The sequence below is a fragment of the Pseudomonas sp. V98_8 genome (assembly GCF_029967975.1).
Classification (GTDB): domain Bacteria; phylum Pseudomonadota; class Gammaproteobacteria; order Pseudomonadales; family Pseudomonadaceae; genus Aquipseudomonas; species Aquipseudomonas umsongensis.
The window spans coordinates 1-12,237 of sequence record NZ_JASCAE010000047.1 but is presented as its reverse complement, the minus strand read 5'-3'; the positions used below and the strand labels follow the sequence as shown (position 1 = coordinate 12,237).

Below are 12,237 nucleotides of genomic sequence, written 5' to 3'. Positions count from 1 at the left end.
TCAGTCCTCGGTTTTCGGCGTTGTGGTATCGGCGTCGTGCAGGTGGCGGGACAGGTAGATGCCCTGGCCGACCAGGAACAGCAAAGTCATGCCCAGGCTGCCGAAGACCTTGAAGTCGACCCAGTAGCTCTGGAAGGTGAACGCGACGAACAGGTTGGCGGCGCCGCAAAACAGGAAAAAAGCGATCCAGGCGATGTTCAGGCGCGTCCAGACCGGCTCAGGCAGGGTCAGCGCATGGCCCATGATGCGTTTGATCAGCAGTTGGTCACCGATGAAGTGGCTGCCGATGAAAGCCAGGGCGAACAGCCAGTTGACCACCGGGGCTTTCCATTTCAGGAAGGTCTCGCTGTGGAAGGCCAGGGTCAGGCTGCCGAACACCAGGCAGGCGATGAGGGTCAGCCACTGGCTCTTCTCCAGCTTGCGCTGCTTGATGAACAGCGTGCCGTAGACCACCAGGGAGCTGATGATCAGCATCGCGGTGGCACTGTAGATACCGCCTACAGTGACCTCGTGGCCGGCAATGTCGACGACCCGTGGATCGATTTTGAAGACGATGAAAAACAGCAGGAGCGGGATGAAATCGATGAATTGTTTCACAGTGGCAGCCAGAAGCAGGATGTGGCGGCATAATAACAAACATATGGGCGCGCGATAGCGCCAGCTGATTTGAGGTTACAAAGCCCTGTGAATGTTGATTTGCACTGCCATAGCACGGCCTCCGATGGCGCCCTGGCGCCCGCGGTTCTGGTTGCGCGTGCGTTCGAGAAAGGTGTGCAGGTCCTGGCCTTGACCGATCACGACACCCTGGAGGGCCTCGACGAGGCCCGGCACGCCGCGAATGAGCTGGGGATGCAATTGGTCAACGGAGTCGAGTTGTCCTGCACCTGGGGCGGCGCGACCATTCACGTGCTGGGCTACGGCTTCGACGTCGATGCCGCGCCGTTGGTCGAGGCGATTGCCAGGTTGCGCGATGGGCGCTGGCTACGCTCCGAGGAAATCAGCCGCAAACTGGCGCTCAAGGGCATGCCGGGTGCGCTGGACGGCGCAAGGGAAGTCCAGCAGGCCCTGGGAGACAGCGGCAACGCACCGGCCCGCCCGCACTTCGCCGACTGGATGGTGCGCGAAGGTTTCGTCAAGGATCGCGCCGAAGCGTTCCGCAAATGGCTGGGCGCCGGCAAGCTGGGAGACGTCAAGCAGCATTGGCCGACCCTGGAAGAAACCGTCGAAACCCTGCGCGCAGCCAAGGCCTGGGTCAGCCTGGCCCATCCCTGGCATTACGAATTCACTCGCAGCAAGCGTCGCCGCCTGATTGCCGACTATATTCAAGCAGGGGGCCACGCGATCGAGGTGGTCAATGGCTATCAGCCTGCCGAACAAGTGGGCAGCCTCGCGATCCTGGCCCGCGAGTTCGGTCTGCTGGTCAGCGCCGGCAGTGATTTTCATGGCCCTGGAGGCTGGTCCGAGATCGGTGAATACCGCCCGCTCCCGGAGGATCTGCCACCACTGTGGTGTCGATTCAAACATGACCCAATTATTGCCGCCGTCTGAACAGGTAGAGAATGTGAGTCAATTTTTCCAGATTCATCCGGAAAACCCGCAAGCGCGCCTGATCAAGCAGGCTGTCGAGATCATCCGCAAGGGCGGGGTGGTGATTTATCCCACGGACTCCTCCTACGCAATCGGTTGCCAGATCGGCGACAAGGTCGCCGTGGAGCGCGTTCGCCGCCTGCGTCAGCTCGATGAAAAGCACAACTTTGCGCTGATCTGCAGCGACTTGTCACAACTGGGTCTGTTCGCCAAGATCGATACGGGCACTTTCCGCATTCTCAAGGCCCATCTTCCGGGGCCCTACACCTTCATCCTCAATGCCACCCGCGAAGTCCCGCGACTGCTGTTGCATCCGAAGAAGCGCACCATCGGCCTGCGGGTGCCGAGCCATCCGATTGCCCTGGCGCTGCTGGAAGAGCTGGGCGAGCCGCTGATGAGCGTGACGTTGATCATGCCGGGCGATGATGACCCGATGACCGATCCCTACGAAATGCGCCAGTTGCTCGAGCATCAGGTGGACCTGATCATCGATGGCGGTTTCGGCGGGATCAAGGCGTCCACCGTGATCAACCTCGCCGATGGCGAACCGGAAGTGATCCGTGTCGGTTGCGGTGACCCTGCGCCGTTCATGGTCGAGGCCTAGATGTCCGCAGTGGAACCCGTCGACAGCCAGGCCGGCGCCCAGCAAGAGCTGCCTTTCGCCATGGTCTATGGCCAGGCGGTCATGGAAATGCCGCTGGACCTGTACATTCCGCCGGATGCGCTGGAAGTCTTTCTCGAGGCCTTCGAGGGCCCGCTCGACCTGCTGCTGTACCTGATCCGCAAACAGAACATCAATATCCTCGATATTCCGGTGGCGGAAATCACCCGGCAGTACATGGGCTATGTCGAGTTGATGCAGTCGGTGCGCCTGGAACTGGCGGCCGAATACCTGGTGATGGCCGCGATGCTGGCCGAGATCAAGTCGCGGATGCTGCTGCCACGGGCTGAAACCGTCGAAGACGAGGAAGAAGACCCGCGCGCCGAACTGATCCGCCGCTTGCAGGAATACGAGCGTTTCAAGGCCGCCGCCGAAGGTATCGACGGCCTCAGCCGGGTTGGTCGCGACGTGGTCGTGCCCAAGCTCGATGCCCCGGAGGCGCGGGCGCGCAAACTGTTGCCGGATGTGCGTTTGTCAGAGTTGTTGCTGTCCATGGCCGAGGTGCTGCGCCGGGGCGACATGTTCGAAAGCCATCAGGTCAGCCGCGAGGCGCTGTCCACCCGCGAACGCATGAGCGATGTGCTGGAACGGCTCAAGGGCGGCGGTTTTGTGCCGTTTGTCGAGCTTTTCACCGCCGAGGAAGGGCGCCTGGGGGTTGTCGTGACCTTCATGGCGATCCTCGAACTGGTCAAGGAATCCTTGGTCGAGCTGGTGCAGAATGAGCCGTTCGCCGCGATCCACGTCCGAGCACGAGCCGAATAACGAGTCCAATCATGAACCTGAGTGAACCCCGCGAGCTGGCGCCACTGCTCGAAGCCTTTCTGTTGGCCTCCGGAAAACCGCAATCGTTGGAGCGCCTGTTCGAGCTCTTCGAAGAGGCCGAGCGCCCGGAACCGGCGGTATTCAAGAAAGCGCTGACAATTCTGGGCAAGTCGTGCGATGGCCGCGCGTACGAGTTGAAGGAAGTTGCGTCCGGCTATCGCCTGCAAATCCGTGAGAAGTTTTCGCCGTGGGTCGGGCGTTTGTGGGAAGAGCGGCCGCAGCGTTACTCGCGCGCCATGCTCGAAACCATTGCCTTGATTGCCTATCGCCAGCCGATCACCCGGGGCGAGATCGAGGATGTGCGGGGCGTGGCGGTCAACAGCCAGATCGTCAAGACGCTGATGGAACGTGAGTGGATCCGTATCGTCGGCTACCGCGACGTACCGGGCAAGCCGGCGATGTTCGCCACCACCAAGGCGTTTCTCGATCACTTCAACCTGAAGAACCTCGATGACCTGCCGCCGCTGGCCGAGGTGCGCGAGCTGAAGCCTGATCCGGTGCTCGATTTCGACGACGCGCCAGTGCCCGCCAGCCTGCAGGAACTGGCCGATGCCAGCGCCGAGCCGGAAGAGCCCAAGGAAGAGACCAGTTTTCATACGCTGTTACTGGAACTGGACAGCATGGAGGAGGGGATCAAGACCGACTTCGATGATTTGTTGCGTGATGGTGAGGTACCGGGGATCGATCCGGAGCCACTCGACATTGAACCGGGCGTCGAACCTGCCCCGGTTGAACCTGAACCTGAGCAGGAAGACGACATCCTCGGCGTTGCCGAGGCCCGTGAAAAACTGCTGGCCGCCGTCGCCGCCCTGGAACAGCCGAAACCCGAGCTTAGCGATGAGGAAGCCGAAGCATTGGCCCTGGCCAAAGCCATCGAAGCCGAACGCCGCGAGCTTGAAGATTGAAAAGATCGCAGCCTGCGGCAGCTCCTACAGGAATCGCATTCCAAATGTAGGAGCTGCCGCAGGCTGCGATCTTTTGATCTTGATGTTAATAGCGCGTCACCGGTCGGCGGAAAAATCAGTAAGTCACCTTCGATCAGCTACTCTCTGATGCGCAAACGCCCGCATGCGCGTATGATTCGCGACCCTTCGGCGATCCCTTCGCCAAAGTACCCAGTTTTCAGAACACACCGGGAGGTGCCCAGATGAGTATCAAAGACCAGAAAGACGACCAGGAAATCGGCCCAGCAGGCGAAAAACTGCAGAAAGTCCTCGCCCGTATCGGCGTCGGCTCGCGCCGTGACGTGGAAGCCTGGATCAGCCACGGCCGGATCAAGGTCAACGGCAAAGACGCCACCCTCGGCCAGCGCGTCGACATGCACGACGCCATCACCATCGATGGCAAGGTGATCAAGCGTGAAGAGGCCGCCGAGTCGGTCCGCCGCGTGATCATGTACAACAAGCCCGATGGCGAAATCTGCACCCGCGTCGACCCGGAAGGCCGTCCGACCGTGTTCGACAAGATGCCGCGTCCGAAAGAAGGTCGCTGGATCAACATCGGTCGCCTGGACATCAACACCACCGGCCTGCTGATGTTCACCACCGACGGTGAACTGGCCAACCGCCTGATGCACCCTTCCTACGAAATGGACCGTGAATACGCGGTACGTGTGCGTGGCGAAGTCGACGACGAGATGATCGAGCGTCTGAAAGCCGGCGTGGTCCTCGAAGACGGCCCGGCCAAGTTCACCGACATCAAGCAGGCGCCGGGCGGCGAAGGTTTCAACCACTGGTACCACTGCGTGGTGATGGAAGGTCGCAACCGCGAAGTTCGTCGCCTGTGGGAATCCCAGGGCCTGGTGGTCAGCCGTCTGAAGCGCGTGCGTTTTGGTCCGGTGTTCCTCAATTCGGACCTGCCGATGGGCCGCTGGCGTGAAATGAGCCAGTACGAAGTCGACATTCTGAGTGCCGAAGTTGGCCTGACGCCGGTGGCGATGCCGCAGATGAACGCCAAGAGCAAAGACAAGCTTGACCGGATGCAGCGTAAGTCGTCGCGTCCAATGGCCAAGACCGAGCGCGTACGTACCCTGCGTCCAGCCACTGGTGCCGCCGCACCGGCCGCGCCGCGTGCCAACCGCGAGCCGCAGATCGAAGGCGAGCGTCCAGGGCGCAAGCCAGCCGCCCGTCAGGACGGCGAACGCGGTCCACGCACGCCACGTCCGGCCAATGGCCGTACCGAGCGTGGTGAAGGTCGTGGTACGCCGGTGGCGGATCGTCCAGCCGACACCAAGCGCACGGCCAAGCCGGCATCGAAGCGTCCTGGCATCAGCCTGGTCGACGGTGACAAGCCGTCGGGCAAGCGCCGCGGCGCGCCGGCCGGTTCCGGCCAGCGTCCGGGGTTTGGACGTCGTAAGCCGGAGTAATCGGTAAGCGCTTCATGAAAAACGCCAACCTTCGGGTTGGCGTTTTTTTGCGCCTGGCTTTAGCCCGGTGGTGTTTTTGAGGGCGCCTTCGCGAGCAGGCTCGCTCCCACAAGGGATCACATTTCCATGAAACAACGCAGTCTCCTGTGGGAGCGAGCCTGCTCGCGAAAGCGCCAGTTGCAGCACCGAGGTGTCCGAAGTGGAAAGCCAAAATTACATGCTGTAAAGATTTCATGACGAAATCCACAGGTAAAACCCATGAAATCGCCTTTCTGTTGATCCCGTAAGAAAATGCTTACGCTGCATTCTCTCAGGTCCTTCTTCCACCTCTCTATCCCGCTTGTTTCCCGCCCCCATGCAAGGTGTCATGCGCGCCATGCCTGTCGTGCAGGTGCATAACAAAAAGGAGGCGCAATGACCGCCGCAATCCGTTTCCAGCTCTCATCGCGGGCCGGTTTTTACGCCGTCCCCGTCCGTGACCTGCAAAGGTCTGACGTCCTTTTTGCTGCCACCCGATCGCTTCGGGGTGGACACATGCAATCCCGGCTACCGACACGCTGATCCAGCGGGGTCTGGCAGCAGGGGGTTACAGGTGTACAATGCGCCGCGTTTTACCTGTGACCTCCTGCGCATCTGCGCAAACCTCAAGGCTATCCGCCTTGTTCACTCCGCCGCGCCACAAGCGTGTCGGGTTCGATTTCGTCACAGATAAAAACAAACAGGTGACGCATGACCGTTGTAAATACGCTGAACTCCTGGTGCCTGCGCTGGGGTTTGATCGACGCTGCTTAACGTCCTTCTGAGTAGCAACGTCAACTGAACATCATCAAACCTTGCGTGAGACCCTTTTCATGAGTGGACAAAACTCGCATTCAGGCGAGCTGAAACGCGGCCTGAAAAATCGCCACATTCAACTGATTGCCCTCGGTGGCGCGATCGGTACCGGTCTGTTCCTCGGCTCGGCCGGGGTGCTGAAATCCGCCGGGCCGTCGATGATCCTCGGCTATGCCATCTGCGGCTTCATAGCCTTCATGATCATGCGCCAGCTGGGCGAGATGATCGTCGAAGATCCGGTGGCCGGCTCCTTCAGCCATTTCGCGCACAAGTACTGGGGCGGCTTTGCCGGCTTCCTGTCGGGCTGGAACTGCTGGATCCTGTACATCCTGGTCGGCATGTCGGAGCTGACGGCGGTCGGCAAATACATCCACTACTGGGCGCCGGACATCCCGACCTGGGCCTCCGCAGCCGCTTTCTTCGTGCTGATCAACGCCATCAACCTGGCTAACGTCAAAGTCTTTGGCGAGGCCGAGTTCTGGTTCGCGATCATCAAGGTCGTGGCGATCGTCGGCATGATTGCCTTGGGCAGCTACCTGTTGGTCAGCGGTAATGGCGGCCCGCAAGCGGCGGTCAGCAACCTGTGGTCCCACGGCGGCTTCTTCCCCAATGGCGTCACCGGCCTGGTGATGGCCATGGCGTTCATCATGTTTTCCTTCGGCGGCCTGGAAATGCTCGGTTTCACCGCAGCCGAAGCCGACAAGCCGAAAACCGTGATCCCCAAGGCGATCAACCAGGTGATCTACCGCATCCTGATTTTCTACATCGGTGCGTTGGTGATCCTGCTGTCGTTGACCCCGTGGGACAGCCTGCTGACCACCTTGAACGCTTCCGGTGATTCCTACAGCGGCAGCCCGTTCGTGCAAGTGTTCTCGATGCTGGGCAGCAACACCGCTGCGCACATTCTCAACTTCGTGGTCCTGACCGCGGCCTTGTCGGTGTACAACAGCGGCACCTACTGCAACAGCCGCATGCTGCTGGGCATGGCCGAGCAGGGCGATGCGCCGAAAGCATTGGCGAAGATCGACAAGCGCGGCGTGCCGGTGCGTTCGATCCTGGCCTCGGCCGCCGTGACCCTGATCGCGGTGCTGCTGAACTACCTGATTCCGCAGAATGCGCTGGAACTGCTGATGTCGCTGGTAGTGGCCACCCTGGTGATCAACTGGGCGATGATCAGCTACTCGCACTTCAAGTTCCGCCAGCACATGAACCAGACCAAACAGACGCCGCTGTTCAAGGCCTTCTGGTATCCGTATGGCAACTACATCTGCCTGGCGTTCGTGTTGTTCATTCTCGGTGTGATGTTGTTGATTCCGGGGATCCAGACGTCGGTGTACGCGATTCCGGTGTGGCTGGTGTTCATGTGGGTCTGCTACGGCATCAAGAACAAGCGCCATGCACAGCGCGCCTTGCAAGCAGCCGTGGAGTAACGCTGCACAGACACAACAAACCCGGCCAAGTGCCGGGTTTTTTGTTCTTGGTGTAGTAATTCATATCTTGTTGGTATGCATGTCCTACATGCAAAGTCGCATTAACCTACAGTGATTTCAGAATTTTCAGCAAAAGTTGGCGGAGAATTAAAAAATCAGAAACGGCCTACACCCGAGGTCGCGCATTTTTCTATAGTCTGGCGCTCCAAATACATTAAGGAGCGATGCTAATGGCGAGTCATAGTTACATGAGTGTTACTGGTAAACGTCAAGGGTTGATTTCAGCCGGCTGCTCAGGCCAGAGCTCTATCGGTAACAAATGTCAATTCGGCCATCAGGACGAAATCATGGTGCTGGCTTATGCGCACGATATGGTTGCGGGCAATGACGGAAGCATTACCGGTGGTCGCGGAAAACACATGCCCTTCATGATCACCAAAGCCATCGATAAATCATCACCGCTGCTTGCGAATGCGCTGCATGCAGGTGAAGAACTGGATTGCATCATCAATTTATACCGAACCGCTTCGACTGGAGGGCAAGAGCGGTATTATTCGATACGCCTCACTGGTGCGCGTATTGCGCATATCAGCCAGCAAGTCCCCCATGCCATCCGCATGAATGATGCAGAGCCGCAAGAGTTGGTATCTATTCGATATAGAGATATTGCCTGGGCGCACCTTACTGGGGCAACAAGTGCTTATAGCAGTTGGATGAATGAAAATGAATGAAACTTCTTGCGACATTCATGACGTGACCAGGGCGGCTTCTGACTTGGTTGCAGTTGGAAGCAGCGTAGGCATGGCGCATATTCCTGATGGTTTTGCTCGGCTTCGATTTGGTTCGATTATCTCTGCCTATGTTGATGAAATTATTCAGGCGGTTGATGAGGGGGTTATTAGCGCGTGGCAAGCGGTGCAGGACATAACAGCTGAATATGAGGATTTATCGTCGAAGGCGCGTTTCTATCTTCAAAATGGTGTTGGGGTTGTAGGTGGTGTGATGCAAATCAGGACGGGTGTTTTGGTCATTGGCGGTTCAGGAGGGCTAGGTGCCGTTCCGGGGGGGCTGATGGTTGGACATGGTGCGAATAATATATATGAAGGTTTAGGGAATATCTATAATGGCCCAGGTGTGCCAAGCGTTCTCGGCCCAGTTAGACAGCTCTACCAAACGGCGTTGAGGGATGAGGGTCGCGGGGATATCACGTATTACTCTTTAGACTTGCTTTTATCAAGTTATGGAGTATTAAGGCAGGTGCAGAAGCCTGGTGTGTTCGAGTTATTTAGGTATGATCCACTTAATTATGAGGTGGCATATCAGCAGTCGGGGAAACTGGCTTTGGCTTTCGAGGCGTTGGTTGATTTTTTTACATTGAGTGCAATAGTCGAGAAGGGTGTTTCTCCTCGGGGTGAATAGATTTTTATGTGTTGATGTTTATGTTTTGCCGCGCATTCTGGGAATGTAAAATCGTAGTCCCAAACAAACAAAAATTACGTATGTAGTTAAATAGGCGGCATCTAGGTATTTGTCATTGATGTGGACGAATTTTGTTATTCCCCAAACAGTAAGGCCTGCAGGTAATCCAGAGCTACCTAAAACTAAGCAGGTTACCGCTACGTGATATCGAATATTTTCAAGGTTCATTGGCTATAAGGTCTTGTTTTTTGTGTGTTAAGTAAGGTGATTGTGAAGGCTGGGTGGAATTGGTTCGAGCGTTATGTAAGTCCTTGCATTCTTTAAAGAAAATGGTTTCAGCGGGAAACTCAGAAGATAGATGTGCTTTAGCTGGTGATTTAAATCACGCCGCGCATTCTTGGAGTGTAGAATCGTAAGCCCCAAAAAACAATAATTGTATAAGTTGCAAAAAAGACGATGTGTCGAAATTTTTCGTTTATGTCAAACAGTTTTGTTATTCCGAGTGCGATTAGGGTGGCGGGTAGTAGGGCGCAAGCAAAAACAAGGAGGGTTACAGATGTGTAATATCGAGTATTTTCAAGATTCACTGCTCGACTCCCTTTTTTTCGCCAAGTGCTGCCCATAGGTTAGTGTCGCCATTCGAAATAAAGCAACTTCCATTTTGTAAAACCGACAACGCTGTAGGAAAAGTCCAGCAAAGCTTCCTTGATCTCACTTGCCAAAGTGATTACCTGCTATTCAGAACGTCATTCGCGGTATCCTGCACCCTCTGAATACGGACGCTTTTCCATGCTGGTGATTTCCAACAACGTGCATCTGCCGGATGCCGAGATCGAGTTGACCGCCATTCGCGCCCAGGGGGCGGGTGGGCAGAACGTCAACAAGGTTTCCAGCGCCGTGCACCTGCGCTTCGACATTCCGGCCTCGTCCTTGCCCGAGTTCTACAAGGAGCGGCTGCTGGCGCTGCGCGACAGCCGCATCACCAGCGAAGGCGTGCTGATCATCAAGGCCCAGCAATACCGGACCCAGGAGCAGAACCGCGCCGACGCCCTGGAGCGTTTGGTCGAGTTGATCCAGAGCGCCACCAAGGTCGAGAAGAAACGCCGGCCGACCAAGCCGACCCTCGGCTCGAAGACTCGTCGGCTTGAATCCAAGAGCAAGCGCGGCAACATCAAGGCCGGGCGCGGCAAGGTGGATTTCTAGCCAACGTCTCGCGCTTGTCGATGCCTTGGGGCTTGCCGATACAGGTAGATGCAGAGCATCAGACTGCTTAGCGCGGCAATGGCGGCGAACAGGAAGATCGAGGCAAAGCCGAATCCCGCCGCAATCGCACCGGCCAGCGGCCCGGTGATCCCCAGCGACAAGTCGATGAACAGCGAATAGGCGCCGACCGCCGCACCACGACTGGAGGCCGGCACCAGGTTGACCGCTTCGACACCCAGTGCCGGGAACACCAGCGAGAAACCAAAACCGCTCAATGCCGCGCCCGCCAACGCCCAATGCGCGTCGGGTGCCAGCCACAGCAGCAACAGGCCCAGGGTTTCAACCGACAGGCAGGCAATCGCCACGCGAAAACCACCGAGGCGATTGATCAGGTTGCCGAACAGCAGTCGGGCACCGATGAAGCTCGCACCGAACAGGCTCAGGCACAACACGGCGTTGTCCCAGTGCTGGGTGGCGTAGTACAGGGTGATGAAGGTGGCGATGGTGCCAAAGCCAATCGAGCCCAGGGCGAGGCCGCAACCGTGAGGTAGCACCCGACTGAGCACGTGCATGAACGGCAGGCGTTCACCGGCAACAATGGGCGCGGCGGTTTTCGGCCAGGCCAGTAGCAGGCCAAGCACTGCCAGCAGCACAATGCTCACGCCCATGCTCCACAAGCCCATTTGCTTGACCAGCAACACGCCCAAGGGCGCGCCCACCGCCAATGCGCCGTAACTGGCGATGCCGTTCCATGAGATGACCTTGGCGGTGTTCGCCGCGCCGACTCGGCCGATGCCCCAGCCAATCGAGCCGGAACCCACCAGGCTTTCGGCGCTGCCGAGCACCAGGCGGCCGATCAGCAAGCTGATCAGGCTGAGCATCGGCAGGCTTTGGGTCCAGGCCGATAGCAGCATGAACACGCCGCTTAAGCCACAGCCCGCCAGGCCATACATGACCGCCAGTTTGCTGCCCTTGTTGTCGATGATTTTCCCGGCGTAGGGGCGGCTGAGCAGGGTGGCGAGGTATTGCACGCTGATCACCAGCCCGGCGATTACGGCGCCAAAGCCCAGGTCGCTATGGACATAGCCTGGCAGTACCGCTAGGGGAATGCCGATGTTGAGGTAGCCGATGAAGGTAAACAGGACGATGGAAACGACTTGCAGCGTGACCGCCAGGGGGCGCTGTTGTTCAGGCATGGGTAAAGGTCCACGGGAAAGCAGGTTTAGATAGGCTGCTTATGATAGCGGCGCGAGCGGCCGTGGGTCGTGGAAAAAGTAAAACTATTTTGTCGGGCGGGAGCGATCAGGGCTTGGCAGGCGCTACCAATTGCGTGGTAACCAGGGCGGCCAGGGCATTTTCTTCGCTGCCAAAGCGGGCAAGCAAAGCGGCTTGTTTTTCGGGAGAGAGGCGATTCCAGATCTCGATCATTTTCTCGGCGGTGCCGATCAGGACGCTGGCTTGGGCTTCGGAGAATTCGTCGGTCATGGACGGGGCTCACTGTTCAGGCGGTGTGGAAAGCGCATGTTAGCGCTTTCCACACAGTCTGTACGGCGGGTGTTTCAGTCTTCGCTGTCAGCCTGGCGGCAGTCAGTGGCTTCTTTCGGCTCGTGCTGTTGGGCACTGGCTTGTTGCGTGGTCGTCTGCTCAGGTACGTGCAGGCTTGGGAAGGGGAGATTAGGAATCTCGTGCATGGTCGCGCTCCTCGCTAAGTCTGTTGATAGATCTGGTCGATCCGCGCTTTCAAAAAAGCCTGGGCAGGATACAGGAGTAAAAATGACAAATAGACTTTTATATCTATTTGTTTCGACGAATGGGGTTGTCTATACAAATCTGGAGGGCGACAAAAAACAAATGTGGGAGCGGGCTTGCTCGCGAAAGCGGTGGGTCAGTCACATTAATGTCGACTGACACTCCGC

Annotated in this window: 13 protein-coding genes; 9 read left to right on the top strand and 4 right to left on the bottom strand. The window is 57.8% G+C overall.

Features of this window, described 5'->3' with window-relative positions:
* Positions 1-597: a septation protein A gene (locus QLG10_RS15165; protein ID WP_033041940.1), complete on the bottom strand. Its 597-nt coding sequence runs from the start codon at positions 595-597 to the stop codon at positions 1-3.
* Between the two features lie 87 nt (positions 598-684).
* Here QLG10_RS15165 and QLG10_RS15160 point away from each other — a divergent pair, with 87 nt between their 5' ends.
* The 9 genes from QLG10_RS15160 (at position 685) to arfB (ending at position 10,321) form a co-directional block, all read left to right on the top strand.
* Positions 685-1,548, top strand: coding sequence for a PHP domain-containing protein (locus QLG10_RS15160; RefSeq protein ID WP_110752682.1), 864 nt, complete (start codon positions 685-687; stop codon positions 1,546-1,548).
* Between the two features lie 13 nt (positions 1,549-1,561).
* Complete coding sequence (locus tag QLG10_RS15155) at positions 1,562-2,191, top strand: L-threonylcarbamoyladenylate synthase (protein WP_033041944.1); 630 nt, start codon at positions 1,562-1,564, stop codon at positions 2,189-2,191.
* A gap of 120 nt (positions 2,192-2,311) precedes the next feature.
* Complete coding sequence (locus tag QLG10_RS15150; protein WP_172901685.1) at positions 2,312-3,010, top strand: ScpA family protein; 699 nt, start codon at positions 2,312-2,314, stop codon at positions 3,008-3,010.
* A gap of 11 nt (positions 3,011-3,021) precedes the next feature.
* Positions 3,022-3,975 carry an SMC-Scp complex subunit ScpB gene (scpB, locus tag QLG10_RS15145; RefSeq protein ID WP_282487637.1) on the top strand — a complete coding sequence of 318 codons (954 nt, stop codon included), beginning with the start codon at positions 3,022-3,024 and terminating at the stop codon, positions 3,973-3,975.
* Positions 3,976-4,217: 242 nt separating this feature from the next.
* Positions 4,218-5,435 (top strand): 23S rRNA pseudouridine(2605) synthase RluB, encoded by a 1,218-nt coding sequence (rluB, locus tag QLG10_RS15140; protein ID WP_282487636.1) that lies wholly within the window; start codon positions 4,218-4,220, stop codon positions 5,433-5,435.
* Between the two features lie 851 nt (positions 5,436-6,286).
* Positions 6,287-7,699, top strand: coding sequence for an amino acid permease (locus tag QLG10_RS15135; RefSeq protein ID WP_110752688.1), 1,413 nt, complete (start codon positions 6,287-6,289; stop codon positions 7,697-7,699).
* Positions 7,700-7,929: 230 nt separating this feature from the next.
* Positions 7,930-8,430 carry an Hcp family type VI secretion system effector gene (locus QLG10_RS15130; protein ID WP_282487635.1) on the top strand — a complete coding sequence of 167 codons (501 nt, stop codon included), beginning with the start codon at positions 7,930-7,932 and terminating at the stop codon, positions 8,428-8,430.
* Entirely contained in the window at positions 8,423-9,118 is a 696-nt protein-coding gene (locus QLG10_RS15125) for a DUF4225 domain-containing protein (RefSeq protein WP_282487634.1), read from the top strand. The genes QLG10_RS15130 and QLG10_RS15125 overlap by 8 nt, the downstream gene beginning before the upstream one ends.
* Before the next feature lie 789 nt (positions 9,119-9,907).
* Positions 9,908-10,321, top strand: coding sequence for an alternative ribosome rescue aminoacyl-tRNA hydrolase ArfB (arfB, locus tag QLG10_RS15120; RefSeq protein ID WP_008055510.1), 414 nt, complete (start codon positions 9,908-9,910; stop codon positions 10,319-10,321).
* On the opposite strand, the gene QLG10_RS15115 is transcribed toward arfB, so the two are convergent.
* The 3 genes from QLG10_RS15115 to QLG10_RS15105 form a co-directional block, all read right to left on the bottom strand.
* Complete coding sequence (locus QLG10_RS15115; protein ID WP_282487633.1) at positions 10,318-11,517, bottom strand: MFS transporter; 1,200 nt, start codon at positions 11,515-11,517, stop codon at positions 10,318-10,320. The genes arfB and QLG10_RS15115 overlap by 4 nt on opposite strands.
* Before the next feature lie 106 nt (positions 11,518-11,623).
* Positions 11,624-11,806 carry a hypothetical protein gene (locus QLG10_RS15110; RefSeq protein WP_020796929.1) on the bottom strand — a complete coding sequence of 61 codons (183 nt, stop codon included), beginning with the start codon at positions 11,804-11,806 and terminating at the stop codon, positions 11,624-11,626.
* Positions 11,807-11,880: 74 nt separating this feature from the next.
* Entirely contained in the window at positions 11,881-12,012 is a 132-nt protein-coding gene (locus QLG10_RS15105; RefSeq protein ID WP_262927145.1) for a hypothetical protein, read from the bottom strand.
* Positions 12,013-12,237 lie beyond the last annotated feature (225 nt).